This is a genomic window from Streptomyces roseoverticillatus, from assembly GCF_000719265.1.
Lineage (GTDB): Bacteria > Actinomycetota > Actinomycetes > Streptomycetales > Streptomycetaceae > Streptomyces > Streptomyces roseoverticillatus.
The window spans coordinates 378,634-401,008 of sequence record NZ_JOFL01000011.1 but is presented as its reverse complement, the minus strand read 5'-3'; the positions used below and the strand labels follow the sequence as shown (position 1 = coordinate 401,008).

15 protein-coding genes, 5 tRNA genes, 3 pseudogenes and 1 riboswitch are annotated in these 22,375 nt (G+C 71.3%); of the genes and pseudogenes, 10 read left to right on the top strand and 13 right to left on the bottom strand.

Annotated features, from left to right (window positions below):
• Positions 1-299 precede the first annotated feature (299 nt).
• Positions 300-464, top strand: coding sequence for a hypothetical protein (locus tag IF61_RS35890; protein ID WP_157848615.1), 165 nt, complete (start codon positions 300-302; stop codon positions 462-464).
• A gap of 130 nt (positions 465-594) precedes the next feature.
• Here the strand turns inward: IF61_RS35890 and IF61_RS37015 are convergent.
• Positions 595-807, bottom strand: a pseudogene (locus IF61_RS37015) (DUF6879 family protein); the annotation flags it as partial.
• Positions 808-1,186: 379 nt separating this feature from the next.
• Here IF61_RS37015 and IF61_RS0116050 point away from each other — a divergent pair.
• A complete protein-coding gene (locus tag IF61_RS0116050; protein ID WP_030367066.1) occupies positions 1,187-1,486 on the top strand; it encodes a hypothetical protein in 300 nt (99 codons plus the stop codon).
• 52 nt (positions 1,487-1,538) lie between these two features.
• On the opposite strand, the gene IF61_RS0116045 is transcribed toward IF61_RS0116050, so the two are convergent.
• From IF61_RS0116045 to IF61_RS0116000, 10 genes and pseudogenes are all read right to left on the bottom strand, one after another.
• Positions 1,539-2,483, bottom strand: coding sequence for an aldo/keto reductase (locus tag IF61_RS0116045; RefSeq protein ID WP_030367065.1), 945 nt, complete (start codon positions 2,481-2,483; stop codon positions 1,539-1,541).
• 68 nt (positions 2,484-2,551) lie between these two features.
• Complete coding sequence (locus IF61_RS0116040; protein ID WP_245684516.1) at positions 2,552-3,883, bottom strand: M23 family metallopeptidase; 1,332 nt, start codon at positions 3,881-3,883, stop codon at positions 2,552-2,554.
• Positions 3,884-3,892: 9 nt separating this feature from the next.
• Positions 3,893-4,026, bottom strand: a riboswitch (cyclic di-AMP (ydaO/yuaA leader).
• 213 nt (positions 4,027-4,239) lie between these two features.
• A pseudogene (locus tag IF61_RS0116035) lies at positions 4,240-5,388 on the bottom strand (PP2C family protein-serine/threonine phosphatase); the annotation flags it as partial.
• A 228-nt stretch (positions 5,389-5,616) separates the two neighbouring features.
• Positions 5,617-7,299: a DEAD/DEAH box helicase gene (locus IF61_RS0116030; protein WP_030367062.1), complete on the bottom strand. Its 1,683-nt coding sequence runs from the start codon at positions 7,297-7,299 to the stop codon at positions 5,617-5,619.
• 266 nt (positions 7,300-7,565) lie between these two features.
• A complete protein-coding gene (locus IF61_RS0116025; RefSeq protein WP_030367061.1) occupies positions 7,566-7,769 on the bottom strand; it encodes a cold-shock protein in 204 nt (67 codons plus the stop codon).
• A 240-nt stretch (positions 7,770-8,009) separates the two neighbouring features.
• A complete protein-coding gene (locus IF61_RS0116020) occupies positions 8,010-8,957 on the bottom strand; it encodes a DUF6227 family protein (RefSeq protein ID WP_342667998.1) in 948 nt (315 codons plus the stop codon).
• A gap of 598 nt (positions 8,958-9,555) precedes the next feature.
• A tRNA-Lys gene (locus tag IF61_RS0116015) sits at positions 9,556-9,628 on the bottom strand.
• Between the two features lie 132 nt (positions 9,629-9,760).
• A pseudogene (locus IF61_RS32375) lies at positions 9,761-11,865 on the bottom strand (DEAD/DEAH box helicase).
• A gap of 238 nt (positions 11,866-12,103) precedes the next feature.
• Positions 12,104-12,604: a hypothetical protein gene (locus tag IF61_RS35885; protein WP_078660236.1), complete on the bottom strand. Its 501-nt coding sequence runs from the start codon at positions 12,602-12,604 to the stop codon at positions 12,104-12,106.
• A 177-nt stretch (positions 12,605-12,781) separates the two neighbouring features.
• Positions 12,782-13,132 (bottom strand): metallopeptidase family protein, encoded by a 351-nt coding sequence (locus tag IF61_RS0116000; RefSeq protein WP_030367058.1) that lies wholly within the window; start codon positions 13,130-13,132, stop codon positions 12,782-12,784.
• Positions 13,133-13,322: 190 nt separating this feature from the next.
• Between IF61_RS0116000 and IF61_RS0115995 the strand changes: the two genes are divergently transcribed.
• The 6 genes from IF61_RS0115995 (at position 13,323) to IF61_RS0115970 (ending at position 18,248) form a co-directional block, all read left to right on the top strand.
• Positions 13,323-13,395 (top strand) — tRNA-Glu (locus tag IF61_RS0115995).
• 39 nt (positions 13,396-13,434) lie between these two features.
• Positions 13,435-13,509, top strand: a tRNA-Asp gene (locus IF61_RS0115990).
• 25 nt (positions 13,510-13,534) lie between these two features.
• Positions 13,535-13,608, top strand: a tRNA-Phe gene (locus IF61_RS0115985).
• Positions 13,609-13,702: 94 nt separating this feature from the next.
• A complete protein-coding gene (hrpA, locus tag IF61_RS0115980) occupies positions 13,703-17,659 on the top strand; it encodes an ATP-dependent RNA helicase HrpA (RefSeq protein WP_030367057.1) in 3,957 nt (1,318 codons plus the stop codon).
• Between the two features lie 134 nt (positions 17,660-17,793).
• Positions 17,794-17,868, top strand: a tRNA-Asp gene (locus IF61_RS0115975).
• A gap of 182 nt (positions 17,869-18,050) precedes the next feature.
• On the top strand, positions 18,051-18,248 hold the full coding sequence (locus IF61_RS0115970) for a DUF6274 family protein (protein WP_030367056.1): 198 nt from the start codon (positions 18,051-18,053) through the stop codon (positions 18,246-18,248).
• 499 nt (positions 18,249-18,747) lie between these two features.
• Here IF61_RS0115970 and bldC read toward each other — a convergent pair whose 3' ends face one another.
• Both bldC and IF61_RS0115960 read right to left on the bottom strand, forming a co-directional pair.
• The gene (bldC, locus tag IF61_RS0115965) at positions 18,748-18,954 is read right to left on the bottom strand and encodes a developmental transcriptional regulator BldC (protein WP_003949541.1); all 207 of its coding nucleotides are present in this window, start codon (positions 18,952-18,954) and stop codon (positions 18,748-18,750) included.
• A 468-nt stretch (positions 18,955-19,422) separates the two neighbouring features.
• Positions 19,423-20,289 carry a DUF8083 family protein gene (locus tag IF61_RS0115960; protein WP_030367055.1) on the bottom strand — a complete coding sequence of 289 codons (867 nt, stop codon included), beginning with the start codon at positions 20,287-20,289 and terminating at the stop codon, positions 19,423-19,425.
• Between the two features lie 202 nt (positions 20,290-20,491).
• Between IF61_RS0115960 and IF61_RS0115955 the strand changes: the two genes are divergently transcribed.
• A complete protein-coding gene (locus IF61_RS0115955; protein ID WP_052392725.1) occupies positions 20,492-21,628 on the top strand; it encodes a Leu/Phe/Val dehydrogenase in 1,137 nt (378 codons plus the stop codon).
• 377 nt (positions 21,629-22,005) lie between these two features.
• Positions 22,006-22,263 (top strand): DUF3073 domain-containing protein, encoded by a 258-nt coding sequence (locus IF61_RS0115950; protein ID WP_030367053.1) that lies wholly within the window; start codon positions 22,006-22,008, stop codon positions 22,261-22,263.
• Positions 22,264-22,375 lie beyond the last annotated feature (112 nt).

The following is a 22,375-nucleotide window of genomic DNA, read 5'->3' as shown; positions in this document are numbered from 1 at the left end:
CACTAGTCGGTTAATTACGACCCATCAAATTTACTTTCCTATCACCACAGATGCGCAAAGCGGACATAGCACCCTCGACTTGCCGCGAGGGCAACCTCGCCCGAAGGGGTGGACATTCGCACGCTCGTTGGATAATCATGATCGAGTCGACGCCGCCTTCGCCCGACACCGGCCATCCGGGGGTGCGCAAGAGGCGCGAGGGGGGTGGGGTGGGGCCGCACCGGCCGACACGGTCATCCACTCACGCGGTCGCGTCACAGCACGCAAGTCGGACAATTCGTCACAGATGGAGTTGAATCATGACCGTGACCCGTGAGGTCGTCCTGGAGCTGGAGTGCGACGCGGACGCCGTCGGCTCGGCGACCGTCACCTGCAGCCCCAACGGCACCCTGATCTCCACGAAGGGGGCCGGCCTGAAGGCCGCTTCGGTGCGTGAGCTGAAGCAGGCGCCCGACGTGAAGTGACCTCGCACGGACGGCAATCGCCGGAGCTCGGGGTTCGGTGTGCCACCGAACCCCGAGCTCCGGCTCCAGGGGAATCGGCGCCCCGAGATTCGGGGGGTCGGGGGTCGGGGGTCGAGCGATCCGTACACGGAATGGGTGGGCCGGCGGATGCGCCGTCGCCAGTGAAGTGGTTGAACCGCACGACCTGCTCGTCGAACAGCCAGAAGTCGTTACCCGGCAAGGCGATGTCCGACGCCTGCCGCCTGGGAAGCCGGCTAACCCCTTCGCCGGCCTCGATGTTCAGCCCCGTTTCCGCGTGCTCGAACCGGATGTACTCGGAGAGAGGTTCCGCGACGATCCGGGATGCGGATGACGAGCTCAGCCTGAGGGATGCGGCCGACCGTCAGGCATTCCTTCTCGGGCCTGCCGCCCGCCCGTGCCGGCTCGTCGGCACCGACTACTCCCCCGATGCGGCACGGTTCGGCATGCCCGCCGGGTGGATCCGCATCCGGGCCTCCCGGCGGAACCTGGCTGCTGCCGCCCACGCGGACGCCGACTCGGACAACGCCCCCGAGTCCACCGAGCAGCTCCGGCTGCAGGCCTGGCCGGTGCCCTGCTCCCCGCCGCAGATCATCAAGCGGTGGGCTGAAGGCCCCATGCAGTTCCTTCTCAGCCGCTGCGAGGCGACCGTACCGCCCGGCGTAGCCTCGAAAGCGTTGGGTTTCTTGATGCGGAGGTGCGGGATGGCTCGGGTTCCTACGGGTGTGGTTGCTGCGGGTGGGCTTGTCGGGGGGTACGCGGTTGCCCGGTGGACCAAGAAGCGGCCGCTTGGTGGGGCTGCGCTGGCTGTGGCTGGCGGGGTGGCTGCTCGGCAGTGGGCCGGGAAGGTCGGGGCGCCCAAGGCCGCGGCGCTGACCGGGCTGTACGTTGCCGCGTTCGGCGGGTCGCATCCGCTGGCCAAGAAGATCGGCGCCTGGCCTTCCGTGTTCGCCGTTGCCGGTGGGGTGGCCCTTGCCTCCTGGGTGGTGGAGAGCCGGGCCTGATCAGCAGGGCAGGGCCTCGGGCGGCGTCTTTTCCGCCCGAGGCCCTCATCGGTTACGCCGACGCCTCCGTCAAGTGCTTCAGCTCTTCCTCCGTGAGCTTCAGGTCCGCCACCGCCAGCAGCGCCGGCAGCTGCTCCACCGTGCGGGCGCTGGCCAGCGGGGAGGCCACGGTCGGCTGGGCCGCGAGCCAGGCCAGGGCGACCGTTGCGAGTTCGGCGTCGTGGGCCGCGGCGATCTCGTCCAGGGCCGCCAGGACGTTGAGGCCGCGCTCGGACTCCAGGTACTTGCCGGCGGCCCCCGCGCGAGCGCTGTCCACGGCGGTGCCGGGGCGGTACTTGCCGGTGAGGAAGCCCGAGGCCAGGGCCCAGTACGGGACGGCCGCGAGGCCGTGCTGCGCCGCCACGGACGCCAGGGCGCCCTCGTAGGTGTCGCGGGAGACCAGGTTGTAGTGGGGCTGGATCGCCACGTACTTGGCCAGGCCCGACGTGTCCGAGAACTCCAGGGCCTCCCGCAGGCGCTCCGGCGTGATGTTGGAGGCCGCGATCTCGCGGACCTTGCCCTCCTTCACCAGGGCGTCGAGGGCGGTGATGAACTCCTCCACCGGCACCGACGGGTCGTCGTAGTGCGTGTAGTAGAGGTCGATGTAGTCGGTGCGGAGGCGGCGCAGGGACTCCTCCACGCCCGACTTGATCACCGATGCCCGCAGGCCCCGGGGCTCGGGGACGCCCGCGCCGACCTTGGTGGCGAGGACGATGTCGGCGCGGTTGCCGCGCGAGGCGAACCAGTTGCCGAGGACGGTCTCCGACTCGCCGCCCTGGTTGCCCGGGACCCAGGCGGAGTAGACGTCGGCGGTGTCGATGAAGTTGCCGCCCGCCGCCGCGTACGCGTCGAGGACCGCGAAGGACTCCGCCTCGTCCGCCGTCCAGCCGAAGACGTTGCCGCCGAGGGCGAGCGGGTGGACGGAGAGGGTGCCGATCTTCTTGTGAATGTCAGCCATGCACCACGTCAACGTCCTTGCGGGAGCAGGTATTCCGTTTCCGCTCCGCCCGCCGGCAGCGCCGTCGGCTACGGCTGCAGGCCCCTGCCCCGCAGCCACCCCAGCGGATCTATCGGCGCGCCCCCGCCCGGCCGGACCTCCAGGTGCAGATGCGGCCCGGTGACGTTGCCCGTCGCGCCGACCCGGCCTATGACCTGGCCCGCAGCGACCTTGCCCGACGTGACCACCATCGACGACAGGTGGCAGAACCACAGCTCCGTGCCGTCATCGAGCTTCAGCACGATGCGGTAACCGTACGCCCCCGCCCAGCCGGCCTGGGTGATCGTGCCGCCGCCCACCGCCTTCACCGGTGTGCCGGTCGGGGCGGCGAAGTCCTCGCCCGTGTGGTGCGCGGACCACATGTTGCCCGCCTGCCCGAAGCCGGCCGTCAGGGTGTACGAGCCGACGGGGAGGGTGAACGCCCCGGAGTGGCGAACCGGGGCCGCGTCACGGGTGGAAGCCCGGCCGGGCCTCTCCCTCTTCTCCGCCTGCTTCTTCTCCGTCTGCTTCTTCTCGGTCTGCTTCTTCTCCGACGCCCGCGGCTCTGTCTTCTCCGGCGTCCGCTCCGGCGTCCGCGCCTGCGTCCGGCCCTGCTCCGCCTGCTTCTGCTCCGCCGCCTCGGCCGCCGCGGTCCGCGCCGCCTCCGCCTCGGCCGCCTTGCGCTGCGCCGCCTGCTTCTGCGCCGCCTCGGCCACCTTCACCTGGGCGGCCTGCGCCTCGGCCACGGCCACGCCCTGCTGGTGATCGGCCTGCTCCATGATCCTCGCCCGGAGCGCCTCACCCGCCTTCGCCGCCTCCTGAGCCACCTCGGAAGCGGTCGTACCGGTCTCCTCGCCGAGGGAGTCGGCCGTGCCCGCCGCGCTCCCCGCGAAGAACGAGCCCACGCCCGGCAGCTGCGCCAGGTCGGGCATGGATATGGAGGCTGCCGCCGGACGCTCCTGCGCGTGCGCCATCCCGCCCGCGCCGACCGCCGCGATGACACCCGCGCCGAGCACGGCACCGCTGCGGGCCATCGTGCCGCCGCGCTGCTTGACGACGCGGTGGCGCCCGCGGCCCGCGCCGAAGGAGAAGGCGCTGAAGGCGGAGGGTTCGTACGACCGCTCATGGTCGGTCCGGCCCGCCCCGTACGGCTCCGAGTCGTAGGACGACGGCTCCGGGTCCGGCTGGTACGGAGGTGCGTACGCCGGTACGAGCGGAGGGTCGTAGGAAGCGTCCTCGTAGGAAGCGTGCCCGTAGGACTCGTAGGAGGCGCGCTCGTAGGAGGCGTCCTCGTAGGACTCGTAGGAGGCGTCCTCGTAGGCGGCGCCAGGCTCGTAAGGGACGGGCGGCTCGTAAGGGACGGCAGGCTCGTTGGATGCCACGAAGGCACTCCTTTCCTTCCTTCTCGCCTACCGGGTTAGCTGACGGGTTCGGAGCAGGAAGGTCTCCTACGGGCCGCGTGCGGCCCGATTCACCCCAGGGTGGTGGTTCCCCGGTTCCCAGAACATGCCGGTGTATCAGGTGGCACTGTGCCCGCGGGATTCGGCGAAGGCGCACGGCGCACCGCCTCTTGCGGCGGTTGCGACGACCGCGCTCCGTTATCGAACGTTAATAGACATGCCGGGTGGATTCCAAGCCGAAAGCCCGAATCCACCACTCTCCCTGACAGCTCTTCACAGGACGTCCGCCCACGGAACCTGTCGATACTTTCCACGAAATGCTGTTCGATGCGCTCGCCGCGCCGAATCGCCAACAGGGCCATGTCGTCGGCCGCCTGACCGCCCGAATGCCGCGTGACCTCGGCGACCAGGCTGTCCAGCAGCGTCTCCGGACTCCTGAACTGCCGGCCCGTCAGCTCCGCCCGCGGGTCGTAGAACGTACCGTCGGCGTCCCTGGCCTCGGTCACCCCGTCCGTCATCAGCAGCAGCATCGACCCCGCGGGGAACTCCCGCTCCTCGGCCCGGTCCGCCCACACCCCCAGATCCCCCAGCCCGAGCGGCAGGGCGGGCACGGTGGGGTCGGCCGCGCCGACCCGCCCGTCCGCGTGCAGCAGGAGCGGTGGCGGATGGCCGCGGTTCAGCAGGCGGAGTACGGGTTGCCCCGGCGGCAGCTCCGCCAGGACGGCCGTGGTGAAGCCCTCGTACTGGTCCAGGTTCGCGCGCCGCGCGCCCTCCCGCTGCAACGCGCGCTCCAGCCGCCCCGCGACTCCCTCCAGCGTCGGCTCCTGCTCGGCCGCCTCCCGGAAGGCACCGATCACGACGGCGACGGCCTCGACCGCGCCCAGGCCCTTGCCACGGACGTCGCCGACGACGGCCCGTACGCCGTAAGGAGTGTCCTGGACCGCGTACAGATCCCCGCCGATCCGGGCGCCGGCATGCGCGGCCACGTAGCGCGCGGCCACCCGCAGGCCGCCGATGCGGGACGGGGGCGCGGGCAGGACGGCGCGCTGGGCAGCTTCCGCGATGCCGCGGGCGGAGGCAAGCTGCTGGTCGCTGCGGCGGGCGATGCGGTTGATGCCCAGGGCGACCAAGGAGACCGTGCCGATGGCGGCGATCTCGGCCAGCGCCTCACCGGTGTCGGACGGCCGGTGGTAGAACACGAGGCCGACCGCGACCGCCACCGCGGCCAAGGCGGCCGCGACGGTGGCGCGGAGGGTGTGCAGGGGCGCCGCCACGAGGGGTGCGGCGGAGAGAAAAGGGGCGCACGTGTAGTTCGCGGGCGCCCCGAGCCCGAACAGGGCGCCGCCGGTGATCAGGACGGCCGGAAGCCTACGGGCAGCGCGGCGGACGGTGCGCCCCGCGGCGCGGCAGGCAGTTCGGCTCACCCCTCCCACCCTTCCGGGCGGGAGGTCACCGGGCGAACGGTGCTCGGCCGATCGGGGAATCACCGCCCCCGGCCGGCCAGAAGCCCGGGCACCAGAAGCCCGGGCACTCACGAGCCCGGGCAGCCGGGTGCCTGACCGGCCAGAACCCCGATCGATCAGGCGTCCTACCAGTCAGGCATCCGACCAGTCAGACGTCCGGCCAACCAGGGCCGGGCAGTCAGACGTCCGGCCAGTCAGAAGCCGGGCAGTCAAGGGCCGGCCAGTCAGAGGCCAGGCAGCGGCCCCGGACCGTCAGGAAGACGCGCGGCGCTGCCGCCCGCCCCCGCCACCGTTGCCACCGCGACCCGCGCCACCGCCGGCACCGCGACCGGCACCGCCGTTGCCGCCCCGCCCGTAGCCACCCCGGCCGGAACCGCCCGCACCGGAAGAAGAAGCGGAAGAGGAAGTCACAGCAGAGCCCTCCCCGCGACCACGTCCACGACCGCCCCGCGACCCTCGCGTGCCCCGGGACCCTCGCGACCCGGCGGCAGCCGCAGCCCCACCGGCCGCTCCGGTACCGGCACCGGAGCCCCCGCCGCTGCGCTTGCGCGGCGTCGCCTGGGCCGGCACCGGCGCGGGAATGACGACCGCCACGCCGCTCGGCTCCTGGGCGCCCGTGATGCGCACGAGCTCCGGGTGGTCCGGGCCGACGGTGACGACGTTCGGGGAGATCTTGGCCGTGACCATCATCCGGCTCATCTCGCGCCGCTGCTCGGGCAGCACCAGCGTGACGACCGTGCCGGACTCGCCCGCGCGCGCCGTACGGCCGCCGCGGTGCAGGTAGTCCTTGTGGTCCATGGGCGGGTCGACGTTCACGACGAGGTCGAGGCCGTCGATGTGGATGCCGCGCGCGGCGACGTTCGTGGCGATCAGCGCCGTGACCTGCTCCGTACGGAAGAGGTCCAGCGTGCGGTTGCGCTGCGGCTGGCTCTTGCCGCCGTGCAGCGCGGCGGCGCGCACACCCTCGGAGAGCAGCTTCTTCACCAGCCGGTCGGCGCCGCGCTTGGTGTCCACGAACATGATCACGCGGCCGTCGCGGGCGGCGATCCGGGTGACCGTGTCCTTCTTGTCCGTCTCGGTGACGTGCAGCAGGTGGTGGTCCATCGTGGCGACCGCGCCCACCGACGCGTCGACGGAGTGCGTCACCGGGTCGGACAGGAAGCGGCGGACGAGCCGGTCGACGTTGCGGTCGAGCGTCGCGGAGAACAGCATCCGCTGGCCCTCCGGGTCGACCTGGTCGAGCAGCCGGGTGACCTGCGGCAGGAAGCCCATGTCGGCCATCTGGTCGGCCTCGTCCAGGACGGTGATCCGCACGTCGCCGAGCTTGCAGTCGCCGCGCTGGATGAGGTCCGCGAGGCGGCCCGGCGTGGCGACGAGCACCTCGGCGCCGCGCGCGAGCGTCTGGGCCTGGCGGCCGATGGACATGCCGCCGACGACCGTGGCCAGCCGCAGGTTCACGGCGGTGGCGTACGGGGCGAGCGAGTCGGTGACCTGCTGGGCCAGCTCGCGGGTGGGGACGAGGACGAGCGCGAGCGGGCGGCCGGGCTCGGCGCGGCGGCCGGCCGTACGGGCCAGCAGGGCCAGGCCGAACGCGAGGGTCTTGCCGGAGCCGGTGCGGCCGCGGCCGAGGACGTCACGGCCGGTGAGCGAGTTCGGCAGCGTCGCGGCCTGGATGGGGAACGGCTCGGTGACGCCCTCGCGGGTCAGCGTGGAGAGCAGCGCGGCCGGCATGTCCAGGTCGGCGAAGGCGGCGACCGGCGGCAGCGCCGGGGTCGTGCTCACCGGGGTCTCGAAGTCGCCCTGCGGGGCGGCGGGCCGGCGGTTCACGGGCCGGGCGCCGCCACGGCCCTGCTGGGAGCCGCGACCGGGACGGTCGGAGCGGTTCTGCTGGGGTCCGCGGGGCGAACGGGACGACGGACGGGCGGAGCGAGTCATGCGGGTGGGACCTTCCCTCAAAGGGGGTGGACACGCCCGGAATGGAGACTTCGCATCGCGAGGCCGCCGCCCTGGGGAACGGGAACGGCAGAACGGCGGAAAAGCCTGGGCGCGCTTGGTGCGGGACGACGACGGCCGGTGCACAGCGGGCGCCGGCCGGCGCAGGGGCAGCAATGGGGCCCGCACCCAGTGGTGCGGGCCCCATTGCCTGTGTGCTTCATGCAGAGCCCGGGGCCGCCGTCAGGCGGACCGGGCGGGCATCATCGTCAGGCAGCGACGATGTTCTCGGCCTGCAGGCCCTTCTGGCCCTGCGTGACGTCGAAGGAAACCTTCTGGCCCTCGAACAGCTCACGGAAGCCGTTGGAGGCGATGTTCGAGTAGTGGGCGAAGACGTCGGGGCCGCCGCCGTCCTGCTCGATGAAGCCGAAGCCCTTTTCCGAGTTGAACCACTTCACGGTGCCAGTAGCCATGTCTATCTCCTTAGTGGATGCACCCACGAGGGATGCAACGGGCCCCACACCGGAATAGACCGGCAAAAACAAAAATGCGCCGTCGGTTCACATAACCGTCAGGCGCACACGAGTTCATGGGTACCACAACTGAAACGTCAGTTCAGCGTAGCACACGCACACACTGCCCCACTAGCACACGTCGGCGGCCCCCGTTCCACCGCCCGCCGACGGTGCCTGCCCGCTGCTACAGCTCCACTCCTACAGCTCCACGCCCTGCGCGCGGGCGTGCCGGTCCGCGGCGACCTCGGCCTCCGTCTCGTCCAGATAGACCTCGCAGACCAGGCGGCCGTCCCTGTTCATGTTGTGCTCCAGCTCCCAGAGGCTGAGCTCGCCCCCGCCCTCCAGCAGGAACGCGTGCTCGTAGAAGCGGCACCAGGTGGCGTCGCGCCCGGCACCCCGGCGCCTCGGCTTGGTGATCAGCGCGATGTGGTGGCCGAGCGCCCCCTGGAGCAGCTCGCGCACCACCTCGCCGGGCCCGTCCTCGTTCTCCGCGCGCCGCAGCAGCCGCCGGGCGTGGTCGGGAGAGGCGTCGGCGACGTACTCCCGGCGGGGCTGGACCGGCCCCATGGCCAGCAGCAGCTCCTCCGCCAGCCAGGCCGGCAGCTCATCGACCTCGCTGCCGGGCCCGATGCCGCCGCCGATCCGCTCGTGCACGCGCTGCTCGGCCCGGTCGAGGGCGTCCTCGTCGGCGTAGAGCTCGTAGACGAAGGCGTCCTCCGGGCCGGTGTCGTGCTCCAGCTCGAACAGCAGCAGGCTGCTGCCGTCGGCCAGCAGGAAGACGTGCCGGTACGAGTTGCAGCGCAGCGGGCGGTGCTCGTCATTGCGCTGGCGGTACGAGCGGAGCTCCGCCTGATGCATCAGCGCCGTCCGCAGCCGGGCCAGGACCCGCTCGCCGATCTCGAAGCCGTTCTGGGCCCGCTGCAGCAGTGCCGCCACGTGCTCGGCGGGCGTCGCCTCGGCCCCGGCGGCACCCGGGGTGCCCGCCGCGACCCCCGGGGCTCCCCCGGCCCGTGCGGCTCCCGCAGGCCCGGCCGGCCCCTGGCCGCGCTCCGTGCGCCCCCTGTGCGCCCTGCACGCCGGGGACTGGTCACCCCGCTCCCCTCGCTCGCTTCCGCTTCCGCTCCCACCGGCTCGCGAGTTCTCCATGCCTCCGACCTCCCGGCCCTCGCCCACCCACCCCGCGCACTTACCGTAGCGGCGCGAACACAAGGCGGGTGCGGGGTTTCGGGGAACTGGGTGCGCGGAGGGCCGGGCACGCGGGGGGCGTCCAAGGGTGGCTCGGAGGGTGGGGCGTGCGCGGCCCGTGCGCCCCCCCCTGGCGAAGCCGGTCCCGGCGAAGGCGTCGTCGAGCGGCCGGAGCGTACGGATTTGATCAGCTGGTCCGCAGAGCGCCGCGAGCTGCAGAGGCCGGCCCGTTGGGATCCGATCGGGCACGACGAAGTCCGATCAGGCACGACGAGGTCCGGCGAAGCCCGATGAGGCCCGTTGGGGATCCGATGAGGCCCGGCAAGGCCCCGATGAAGCCCGGCAAGGTCCCGATGAGGTCCGATGAAGCCCGATGAGGTTCGCCGGGGTATCCGCCACATGTCCCGCTGGTTCACGAGGAATTCGCGGACCACTCCCGGCCGGATGGGCACGCCATGGGCGCGCAGACACCCCCCACAACGCCGGGCGCCCCGCCCGGCAAGAACCGGACGGGGCGCTCCACCGCAGGTCAGCGGCGTAAAGCCGGACCCGCATCGCGTAGGCCGTGTGGGACTCGAACCCACAACCAATGGATTAAAAGTCCACTGCTCTGCCAATTGAGCTAACGGCCCGCACCCCGCAGCATAGCCCGGCCGACCGCGTTATCCCGAGTCGTTATGGCCGATGAGTTGGACGGACCCGCGGACGCAACGGGGCCCGTACGCCACCGAAGTGCCGTACGGGCCCCAAATCACCTGCGGTTATCAGCCGTTGCGCTTCCAGCGCGGCTTGTCGTCGCGGCGGCCGAAGGAACCGGTGCCACCGCGGTGGTCGTCGCGGCGGCCGTTCGGGCGGTCGTGACCGCCGGAGCGGAAGCCGCCGCCGGCCGGACGGTCGTCACGACGGTCGCGGTTGAACGGACGGTCGCTGCCGCCGGAGCGGAACCCGCCGCCGTGCGTGGGGCGGTCGTCGCGGCGGAAGCCACCCGACGGACGGTCGTCGCGACGGAAGCCACCGGTGCGGTTCTCGTCGCGGCGGAAGCCGCCGGAGGGGCGGTCGTCACGGCGGAAGCCACCGGAGCGGTTGTCGTCACGACGGTCGTCGCGACGGAAGCCGCCACGGTCACCACCGCGGTCATCGCGGCGGTCGTCACGACGGAAGCCGTCACGGTCGTCGCGACGGAAGCCACCGGAGGGGCACCACCGCGGTCGTCACGACGGTCACCACCGCGGCGCTCGAAGTTGCCCCGCTCGTCGCGGCGCTCTGCCGGAGCGGCCTGCGCCGGGACGGACGCGGCGGCAGCGGCCTCCTCCTCGGCCTTGGCCTCGGTGGCGGCGGCCTCGGCGGCAGCGGCGACGGCGGCCTCCGGGTCCTCACCGCGCTCGCGGGCGGCGCGCGCGGTCAGACGGTCGGCCTCCTCGCGGAGCTCGGTCGCACGGCGCTGGGCGCGCTCGAGCTGACGGGTGAGCTCCTGGAGGTCGCGCTCGGCCTGCTTGGCGGCGTTGGCGGCGGAGTCGGCCTGGACCTCGGTGAGGGAACGGGCGCCGGTGATCTTGGCGACCTCCTCGTCGAAGGCGCCGGAACCGCCGACGATGTGGCGCGAGGCGTCGACGCCCGCGTCCTCCATCAGGCGGAAGATCTGCTTGCGCTGGTGCGGCAGGGCCAGGGAGACGACCGTGCCGGACTGGCCGGCGCGGGCGGTGCGGCCCGAGCGGTGCAGGTAGTCCTTGTGGTCGCCGGCCGGGTCGACGTTGAGGACCAGGTCGATGCCGTCGACGTGGATGCCGCGGGCGGCGACGTCGGTGGCGACCAGGCAGTTCACGTAGCCGGCCTTGAAGTCCTCCAGGACGCGGCTGCGGGCGCCCTGGGTCATGCCGCCGTGCAGGGCGTCGGCGCGGACGCCGGCGTCCAGCAGCTGCTCGGCGACGCGGTCGGCGCCCAGCTGGGTACGGACGAAGATGATCGTGCGGCCCTTGCGGGCGGCGATGGCGGCGGTGACCGGCGCCTTGTCCTTCGGCTTCACGACGAGGACGTGGTGGGTCATGGTGGTGACCGCGCCCTGGGCCGCGTCGACCTCGTGCGTCACCGGGGCGACCAGGTAGCGCTTGACGAGGGTGTCGATCTCGTTCTCCAGCGTGGCGGAGAACAGCAGGCGCTGGCCGCCGGCCGGCACCTGGTCGAGGATCTCGGTGACCTCGGGCAGGAAGCCCATGTCGGCCATCTGGTCGGCCTCGTCGAGGACGGCGACCTGGACCTTGTCGAGGAAGGCGGCGCCGCGGTTGATGATGTCGCGCAGGCGGCCCGGGGTGGCGACGAGGATGTCGACGCCGCGCTCCAGGGCGTAGATCTGGTTGCCCATGGACGTACCGCCGCAGACGACCTTCATCTTGAGGCCGAGCACGTCGCCGTACGGCTGGAGGGCGTCCGCGACCTGCATCGCGAGCTCACGGGTCGGGGTGAGGATCAGACCGCGGGGGCGCTTCTTCTCGGTGTGGCCGCCGGCCAGCGTGGACAGCAGCGGGAGACCGAAGGAGAGCGTCTTGCCGGAGCCGGTGCGGCCGCGGCCGAGGATGTCCTTGCCGGCCAGGGCGTCCGGGATGGTCGCGGCCTGGATCGGGAAGGGGGTGGTCACGCCGTTCTGCGCGAGCTTGCGGACGATCGCGTCGTCCAGACCGAGGTCACCGAAGGTGATCGTCGGCTCGGCGGGCTCGGCGGCAGCGGTGTCGACAGTGTCGACGGCCTCGGCGGCGGTGTCGGGGGTGAGGTCCGCGGTGGTCTCCGCGGTGGCGTCCGCCTCGGCGACGATCTCGACGATCTCGACGATCTCGTCGCTCGCGGGCATGACGGTCTGCTCAGGGGAAATGGACATGCGAAATGCGAAACCTTCCGGAGTTTCGGCACGCGCCCAAGCTCCGTGTCGGCTTCACAAATGACCGCCTCGATGCGGTCAGCCACGGCAAGGTAAGGAACGCGCCACACGGCGCGCTTCTGCAGGGCGCCGGGCAAATGGGATCAAACGATCTACCACCATACGCACTCGCACCCCCCGGACGCAACCCGCCGTCCCCGCCCGGCGGCATGGCCTGCGCCACAGGGCCCGGCACGGCCTAGGCCACGGGACCCGCCGCCTGCGGCCCCGGCTGCGGCGACGGGGGCGCCGAGGACGTGGGCGGCTGGGTGGGGGGCGGCGGCGCGGGGGTGCTCGGCTGGGGAGCCGGCTGCGTGGACGCGGGCGGACGGGGCGCGGGGGCCGTGCCGCCGCCGGTCGGCGGCTTCGCCTTCTTGCCCGGCTTGCCGGGGCGGGCGTCCGGCGAGGCCTCGGCCGGGGTGCCCGAGGGCGTCGCGGAGGAGGACGGGGTGGCCGTGTTCCGGGCCGACGGGCTGCCGCTCGCGCCCCGCGCGGAGCGCGCGTCCGCCTGCCCGGGCCGCCCGCCCGGCATCCGCACCCCGCCGTCCGGCTCCGGTCCCGCGTCGCGCTGCTTGCCCGCACCCGGCGACGGAGCGGGCCGCTCCGGGTCGCTCACGCTCATGCACCCCCCGAGGGCCAGGGCCACGGCGGCGACGGCCACGATCCGGGTGACGGCTGCGCGGGGTGAGGTGGGAGGCATCGGGGACCGCCTTCGGGACTTCCGGGACTGAACGCTGGGACAGGCCCCCTGCCCAACTGAGACCGCCCCGCCCAGGACACGCGCGGCACGCGGTCACCTGACCGGCTCTTTGCCCCGGCCCCGTCACCTCGGCCCGCCCCGGCCCCGTCGCCTCGGTCCGCCCCGGACTCCCGCCGGTCAGCCGTAGCCGAGGGCGTGCAGGCGCTCGTCGTCGATGCCGAAGTGGTGCGCCACCTCGTGAACGACCGTCACTTCGGTCTCCTCCACCACCTCTTCCCGCGAGGTGCACAGGCGCAGCGTGGGACCGCGGTAGATCGTGATCCGGTCGGGCAGGACGCCCGCGTACCACTCGCCGCGCTCGGTCAGCGGCGTTCCCTCGTAGAGGCCGAGCAGATCCGGGTCCGCCGCCGGGGGCTCGTCCTCGACGAACACCGCGACGTTGTCCATCAGCCGCGTCAGCTCCGGCGGGATCCGGTCCAGGGCCTCGGCGACCAGTTCCTCGAACTCCTCGCGCGTCATCTCCAGCACGCTCGCCATTGTCCGGCACGCACCCCCGCCCGGCCCCTGCACGGGCCCCGTACGCTTCCCGCGCCGCGCCCGGGCGGCCTCCGGGAACCCTTCGCGCCGGCCTCCGGGAAACCGTTTTGGCGTTCCCTCCCTCCATCCCATATGCTTCTCACGTCCCCGAGGCGCTGCGAAGCGCCCAGGTGGGCCATCAGCCCTCATCGTCTAGTGGCCCAGGACGCCGCCCTTTCAAGGCGGTAGCACGGGTTCGAATCCCGTTGGGGGCACGCTGTACCGTGTGCGAGACTAGTGCTCGCACATAGCAAGGTCCTGTGGAGCAGTTTGGAGTGCTCGCCACCCTGTCAAGGTGGAGGCCGCGGGTTCAAATCCCGTCAGGACCGCTGCAGACATTTCTGATGTCTGCGTGGCTGGGTAGCTCAGTTGGTACGAGCGTCCGCCTGAAAAGCGGAAGGTCGCCGGTTCGACCCCGGCCCCAGCCACAGTGAGCCCCTCATCTCCGGATGGGGGGCTCAGTGCATTTCCGGGGAAATGCGTTCGCCGCTTCGCGGCGGCTGGTGCGATCCTGGACTCCGTATGTCTACGCAGCCTGCCGCCCCCGCCATCTTCGCCGACCTCGCCGCCCGCCTCCCCGAGCTGACGCTGCGCGACGCGCAGCGCCTGGGGCGGCGGCTCGAGGGCGCGCGCCGCATCCGCAAGCCCGAGGCCCGTACGGCCGTCCTGGCCGAGATCACGGCAGAGGTCGACGCGGCCGAGCTGCGCGTCGCGAGCCGCCGGGCCGCCGCGCCGGCCGTCACCTATCCCGAGCAGCTCCCGGTCAGCCAGAAGAAGGACGAGATCCTGGCGGCGATCCGCGACCACCAGGTCGTGATCGTCGCGGGCGAGACCGGTTCCGGGAAGACCACGCAGATCCCCAAGATCTGCATGGAGCTCGGCCGCGGCGTCCGGGGCCTGATCGGGCACACCCAGCCGCGCCGGATCGCCGCCCGTACGGTCGCGGAGCGCGTCGCGGAGGAGCTGCGCACGCCGCTGGGCGAGGCGGTCGGCTGGAAGGTCCGCTTCACCGACCAGGTGAGCGAGAGCACGCTGGTCAAGCTGATGACGGACGGCATCCTGCTGGCCGAGATCCAGACGGACCGCGAGCTGCGTCAGTACGACACGATCATCATCGACGAGGCGCACGAGCGCAGCCTCAACATCGACTTCATCCTCGGCTATCTGGCCCAGCTGCTGCCGCGCCGCCCCGACCTCAAGGTCGTCATCACTTCGGCCACGATCGACCCGGAGCGCTTCTCGCGCCATTTCGGGGAGGCGCCGATCATCGAGGTGAGCGGGCGGACGTATCCGGTGGAGGTGCGGTACCGGCCGCTGCTTGAGGAGGACTCGGGCGATGCGGACCGCGATCAGATCACGGCGATCTGCGATGCGGTGGACGAGCTGCAGCGCGAGGGCGACGGCGACATATTGGTCTTCCTCTCCGGTGAACGGGAGATCCGCGACACCGCGGACGCGCTGGAGAAGAAGAAGCTCCGGTTCACCGAGATCCTGCCGCTGTACGCCCGTCTGTCCCACGCCGAGCAGCACCGGGTCTTCCAGCGCCACACGGGCCGCCGGATCGTCCTCGCGACGAACGTCGCGGAGACGTCCCTGACGGTTCCGGGCATCCGCTACGTGATCGACCCCGGTTTCGCGCGGATCTCGCGGTACAGCCACCGCACCAAGGTCCAGCGGCTGCCGATCGAGGCGGTCTCGCAGGCGAGTGCGAACCAGCGCAAGGGCCGCTGCGGCCGTACGTCGGACGGCATCTGCATCCGGCTGTACTCGGAGGACGACTTCCTCGCGCGTCCGGAGTTCACGGACGCGGAGATCCTCCGTACGAACCTGGCCTCGGTCATCCTGCAGATGACGGCGGCCGGCCTGGGCGACATCGAGAAGTTCCCGTTCATCGATCCGCCGGACCGGCGCAACATCAAGGACGGCGTCGATCTGCTGGTCGAGCTGGGTGCGCTCGACCCCGCGCAGAAGGACCCGAAGAAGCGGCTCACGCAGTCGGGGCGGAAGCTCGCGCAGCTGCCGGTGGACCCGCGGCTGGCCCGCATGGTCCTGGAGGCCGACCGCAACGGCTGCGTCCGCGAGGTCATGGTGATCGCGGCCGCGCTGTCGATCCAGGATCCGCGCGAGCGGCCTTCGGAGAAGCAGGCGCAGGCCGATCAGCAGCACGCCCGCTTCAAGGACGAGACGAGTGACTTCCTCGCGTTCCTGAACCTGTGGCGCTATGTGCGCGAGCAGCAGAAGGCGCTGTCGTCGTCGGCGTTCCGGCGCATGTGCAAGTCGGAGTTCCTGAACTATCTGCGGATACGCGAGTGGCAGGACATCTACTCGCAGCTGCGGACGGTCGCCAAGCAGATGGGCGTCCACATGGCGGAGGAGGATGCGGCCCCGGAGCGCATTCACCAGTCGCTGCTGGCGGGTCTGCTCTCCCATATCGGTCTCAAGGACACCGAAAAGAACGAGTACCTGGGTGCCCGCAGCGCGAAGTTCGCGGTGTTCCCGGGCTCGGCGCTGTTCCGCAAGCAGCCGCGCTGGGTGATGTCGGCCGAGCTGGTGGAGACGTCGCGGCTGTGGGCGCGGGTCAACGCCAAGGTCGAGCCCGAGTGGATCGAGCCGCTCGCCGAGCACCTGGTGAAGCGCAATTACAGCGAGCCGCACTGGGAGCAGAAGCAGGCGGCCGTCATGGCGTACGAGCGGGTGACGCTGTACGGCGTGCCGATCGTCGCCCAGCGGAAGGTCAACTTCGGCCGGATCGACCCGGAGACCAGCCGCGAGCTGTTCATCCGCAACGCCCTGGTCGAGGGCGACTGGCGGACGCACCACCAGTTCTTCCACGACAACCGCAAACTGCTGGGCGAGGTCGAGGAGCTGGAGCACCGCGCCCGTCGCCGGGACATCCTGGTGGACGACGAGACGCTCTTCGACTTCTACGACCAGCGGCTGCCCGAACACGTGGTGTCGGGCGCGCACTTCGACTCGTGGTGGAAGCACAAGCGGCGCGACGAGCCGGAGCTGCTGAACTTCGAGCAGTCGATGCTCATCAACGAGAACGCCGAGGCGGTCACCAAGGACGACTACCCGGATTCCTGGCGGCAGGGCCGGCTGAAGTTCAAGGTGACCTACCAGTTCGAGCCGGGGGCGGACGCGGACGGCGTGACCGTCCACATTCCGCTGCAGGTGCTGAACCAGGTCTCGGCCGAGGGCTTCGACTGGCAGATCCCGGGGCTGCGCGAGGACCTGGTGACGGAGCTGATCCGGTCGCTGCCCAAGCCGATCCGCAGGAACTACGTGCCGGCGCCGAACTTCGCCAAGGCGTTCCTCGACCGTGCCGTACCCCTGCAGGAGTCCCTGACGGTCACGCTGGCGCGTGAGCTGCACCGGATGACGGCCGTCCGGCTGGAGCCGGAGGACTTCGACCCGGGCAAGGTCCCCGACCACCTGAAGATCACTTTCCGGGTCGTCGACGAGCGGCGCCGCAAGATCGCCGAGGACAAGGACCTGGAGGCGCTGCGGCTGCGGCTCAAGCCGAAGACGCAGGAGGCGATCTCCAAGGCCTTCGAGCAGGCCGCGGGGGCCGCCAAGGCCGGCGGCACCGGCGGCGGCGCCCCGGAGCAGCGCTCGGGGCTCACGTCCTGGACGGTGGGCACCCTGCCGCGCACCTTCGAGACGCGCCGGGCCGGCCAGCCGGTCAAGGCGTATCCGGCACTGGTGGACGAGGGCTCCTCGGTCGCGGTGCGGCTCTTCGACACCGAGCCGGAGCAGCGCGAGGCGATGTGGCGGGGCACCCGCCGGCTGATCCTGCTGAACCTGCCCTCCAACCCGGCGAAATTCGCCCAGGACAAGCTCAGCAACCAGCAGAAGCTCGCCCTGTCGCGCAATCCGCACGGCTCCGTCCAGGCGCTCTTCGAGGACTGCGTCGCGGGCGCGGCCGACAAGCTGATCGCGGCGCACGGCGGCCCCGTCTGGGACGAAGAATCCTTCCGCAAGCTGTTCGACGCGGTACGGGCGGACATCGTGGACGCCACGATGGACGCGATCCGCAAGGTGCAGGAGGTGCTGGCCGCCTGGCAGGCGTGCGAGCGCCGGCTGAAGGCCACCACGAGCCTGTCGCTGATGCCCTCCCTCTCGGACGTCAAGGAGCAGCTGGCGGGGCTGATCAAGCCGGGCTTCGTCACCGAGCACGGCGTGCGGCGGCTGCCGGACCTGCTGCGCTATCTGGTGGCGGTCGACCGGCGGCTCACCCAGCTGCCCGCCAACGCCGACCGGGACCGGGCCCGGATGGCGAAGGTGAAGGAGGTGCAGGACGAGCACGCGTGGCTGCTGGAGCAGTTCCCGAAGGGGCGCCCGGTGCCGCGGGAGGCGCTCGACATCCGCTGGATGATCGAGGAGCTGCGGGTGAGCTACTTCGCCCACGCGCTGGGGACGGCGCACCCGGTCTCGGACAAGCGGATCGTGAAGGCCATCGATCAGCTGGTGCCCTAGGGACGGGTGGTGCGGCCGGGCCGTGGCACGGTGCGGAGACCCGATCGGGGGCCCTTCCGTGATCGGGTTCGACCGCACCCCCTGACCTGCTGTAGAGTCTCATTCGCAAGCCCGCGAGAGCGGGAAGCAAGCAAGGTCCTGTGGAGCAGTTTGGAGTGCTCGCCACCCTGTCAAGGTGGAGGCCGCGGGTTCAAATCCCGTCAGGACCGCACGATCTGAAGGCCCGGATCCCTTTTCAGGGATCCGGGCCTTCTCGCGTTCGACCTTGACTGGGACACGTGCCAGGGGTACCCAGACAGTGGAGGTGCTGCGCTCCATGACGACGACCACCACCCCGGCAGAGGCGAAGCGGCCCGGGACGCCCGGGTCCGGGAAGCTCAGGGCCGAGAGCATCCGGCACGAGACGCGGGCGCTGCTGCGCGCCCACCTGTCCGCCGCGTCGGGCGCTTCCGGGTACCGCCACCTGACCCGGCACTGCGCCGTGTGCCACCGGCTGCTGCGGCTCGCCCAGGAGGCGGCGGCTGCGGGCCCTGCAGGGCCGGTGTCCGGCCCGGAGGGCGCCGAGGAGGCGCGGACCGGCTCCGGGTGACCAACGGGGCCTGTACGGGCGGCAGTCGGCCGTGGTTCCGCGCGCGTCCGGCGCGCACCCGGGCCCTTTACCGCAGCGGCACAATGAGTGACAAGCCCGTCGCGCTGTGATGGGAGTCACCGAAAGAGTTTCCCGGACGAGGGAACTTACCCCTGGCCTACAACGGGTCAATTTAATATGTGCAATTGCACTCCACCCGAAAGGGTGGGCCCGGGACTCCGTACGGGTGCCCCGCCGGCTCCCGCTGCCCAGAGCCGGGCAGGGCCGCCGGGGCCGTTAACGGGCATCCGGAGACGTCCGGGCATAAAAAAGATCGCGCTGGACCCGGCGGAGTCCAGCGCGATCGACGACTCGCCCAAGTCGGTGGGCTGCGGCGGTCCTGTTGGGGCAGGAAGCCGGTCGTGTGGAGCCAGATGGTGCTTCAGGGTGCTTCAGCTGGAACTGGAGCAGGGCGCGAGCCGGGTTGGGGGCCCCGGAAAACGCCCGGTCATGCGGTTGTTCAGGCCTCGCTGCGCTGCTGCGGAATGCCCGCCAGCAGGGCGCGGACCTCCGCTTCGCGGTAACGGCGGTGTCCTCCGAGCGTGCGGATGGACGTGAGCTTGCCAGCCTTGGCCCAACGGGTGACCGTCTTCGGGTCCACGCGGAACATCGTGGCAACCTCAGCCGGGGTCAGCAGCGGCTCGGCATCAGGGGTGCGAGCGGTCATGAGCGGCCTCCTCGGGAGAACCTGACGTGGAGTCGGTTCTTTCCTCTAAATTCTGCACCTTGACCCGCGTTGCCCGAAATGGCGGACGCGGGCCGAGTCGGTTATAGGACGAACGGCTTGTCCTCGGCACTACAACTACACCATCTGTCCAGCCACGTCGGCCAAACCGATGGAATTGCCCTCTCAGGTGTTCAACCTCGACGGAAGCCGATGGACCATGCCATAGCGGACAGTCACGCCACCGTGACGATCAGTCACAGCGGGATCAGGGGTCACCAGACCCGCCAAGGAGTGCAATACCGATCAATCCGCCCTTAGTTGGACGGAAGGAGCCCTTCCCGGACTCCTTGTCCTATTTTGCCACGCGGATGGGCGATGGGCGCAAGACCTGACGAAAGTGCGTTAGGTCACGGTTGCCGCAATGGCCCGGATCGGGACCTAGGTCCCGGGGCTCCTCGGATCAGGACTTCAATTGGCGTACTGACGGTTGCGTACGGCACTCCAGCGCTCCGTCAACCGCTCGTACGCCCTCCCCGCGCGCACCCCGTCCCCCGCGCGCAACGCCGCGAGCCCCTCCGCCGTGTCCCCGGCGGAATGGTCCTCCGCGAGCTGCGCCTCGGGCACCATATGCACCAGACCGCCGTAGTCCAGCTCCACCAGGGAGCGCGGGTGGAACTCCTCCAGCCACCGCCCCACGTCCACCAGCCCGTCGATCAGCGGGCCCTCGTCGATCGCGTCCTTGAGCGTGCGCAGCCCCCGGGCCACCCGCCGCCTCGCCTGCACCATCGGCGTGCGGTAGCGGAGCACGAGCCCGTTCCGGCCCGGCTCCCCCTCGCCGGCGCACTCGCCCGGCTTGCCGTACTCGCGCTCCTCGTCGGAGAAGAGGACGAACCAGCGCAGGGGCACCTGCCAGGTCGCGGTGCGGATCCACGGCCGGGCGTCGGGGTTGCGCTCCTGCCAGCGCTCGTAGTCCGCCTCCGCCTGCCGGCGCACGACCGGCGGCAGCGCCGCGTCCAGGACCGGCGCGGGCAGGCTCTCGGACAGCTCCTCCAGGGCCAGCCAGCCGCGCAGCCGCGTCCGCCAGGGGCAGACGCACAGGACGCCGTCCTGGAAGGTCACGAAGGCGTCGCCGCTCTCGTGCACCGGGACCGGCACCGGCGGGGTGGGCAGCAGGTCGGCGAGCGAGCGCCGGAGCTCGTCCTGGGCGCAGGGCAGGGCGGTGCGCCGGGCGTAGCGCTCCCAGTGCGTGCGCTCCGGCTCCGGGAACGCGCCCAGCGGCTCGTAGACCCGCAGGTACGACGCGTACGGGACAGTCACCGATGACGCCGAGCCCACACGTGCTCCCCTCAAGACGCCGGACACCCCGGGGAGTTGCCGAACCCTCCCCGTACCGCGCAAATCGTCCCATGGCACCGCTCCCCGGAGGAGTGATCCTCCGCACGGGACCGGCCCGCCGGGCCGACAGGTCTTACCCTCTTGCCAACCGGCCCTCCACCACCCCCGGAGGGCGACCTCCGCGACATATGGAGTCACCACAGTGACTGACGTACGTCCCACCAATGACGCTGACGGCGTGCTGCACACATTGTTCCGGTCGGACCAGGGCGGCCACGAACAGGTCGTGCTGTGCCAGGACCGCGAGAGCGGCCTCAAGGCAGTGATCGCCATCCACTCCACCGCCCTGGGCAACGCCCTCGGCGGCACCCGCTTCTACCCGTACGCCTCGGAGGAGGAGGCGGTGCAGGACGCCCTCAACCTCTCCCGCGGCATGTCCTACAAGAACGCGCTGGCGGGTCTCGATCACGGCGGCGGAAAGGCCGTGATCATCGGCGATCCCTCCCTGATCAAGACCGAACAGCTTCTGCTGGCATACGGTCGCTTCGTGGCCTCCCTCGGCGGCCGGTACGTCACCGCCTGCGACGTCGGCACCTACGTCCAGGACATGGACGTCGTCGCCCGCGAGTGCCGCTGGACCACCGGCCGCTCCCCCGAGAACGGCGGCGCCGGCGACTCCTCCGTCCTCACCGCCTTCGGCGTCTTCCAGGGCATGCGCGCCGCCGCGCAGACCCAGTGGGGCGAGCCCACGCTGCGCGGCCGCAGAGTCGGCGTCGCGGGGGTCGGCAAGGTCGGCCACCACCTCGTCGAGCACCTTGTCGAGGACGGCGCGGAGGTCGTGATCACCGATGTCCGGACGGAGGCCGTGGAGCGGATCCTGGCCCGCCACCCGCAGGTCACCGCCGTGACGGACGCCGATGTCCTGGTCCGCACGCCGCTCGACGTCTACGCCCCCTGCGCCCTCGGCGGCGCGCTGGACGACGCCACCGTGGCCGCCCTGACCGCGAGCGTGGTCTGCGGCGCGGCCAACAACCAGCTGGCCCACCCGGGCGTCGAGAAGGACCTCGCGGACCGCGGCATCCTCTACGCCCCGGACTATGTGGTGAACGCCGGCGGAGTGATCCAGGTCGCCGACGAGCTGCACGGCTTCGACTTCGACCGGGCGAAGGCCAAGGCGAACCAGATCTTCGATACGACCCTGGCCATATTTGATCGGGCCAAGGCCGACGGCATTCCGCCCGCCGCTGCCGCCGACCGGCTGGCCGAGCAGCGCATGGCCGAGGCGCGGGCGCGCGCCACGGGTGCGGCCGCTGCCGCCGGCATGGCTACCGCGCGGTAGAACCGTCCGGTAAGCCTGGTAAGGGCGCCTTGCGCAGGTCCGCGGCCGGACCGGCGGTCGCGAGACCGCCCGGAGCCGCCCCCTAGCGGTCCCTACAGGCCCGTCCGATGAGGTGGTGAGCGAGACATCTCTCACCACCCATCGGCGGGTCGGGGCACAAGACACGTTAAAATCGCAGCTGACCAGCGGGGACGGGGCTCCCCTAGGGTTGTGCTGCGTGGCACGTCATGCGGGCGACGTACCGTATGGCCGCGGAAGCAGGTACCGTTGAAGCCCTACAGGCCGGATCCCTCCACGGGGGTCCGCTCTGACTCATGAACGTGAACGCGTGTCAAGACTCTGGGGCCGTCGAGCCCCGTCATTGAGGGGGTCGAGCCATGGGGCGCGGCCGGGCCAAGGCCAAGCAGACAAAGGTCGCCCGCCAGCTGAAGTACAACAGCGGCGGGACCGACCTCTCACGTCTGGCCAATGAGCTGGGCGCATCGCCGACGAAGCAGCCGCCGAACAGCGAGCCGCTCGAAAAGGACGATGAGCTGGATGACGACCCGTACGCTCAGTACGCGAGTCGTTACAACGACGATGAGGACGAGGACGAGCAGGCCCAGTCCGACTCTCCTTACCGTCGCCGCGCTTGACGCTGTAACTCCCACCGACCCGGTTCGAGGCCCGACCTCGGACCGGGTTCTGTGCTGCCCGGGGTGGCAAGTCGCGGTCCGCCGTGCGCGCTGCCCGGGGCTCCGCCCGGGA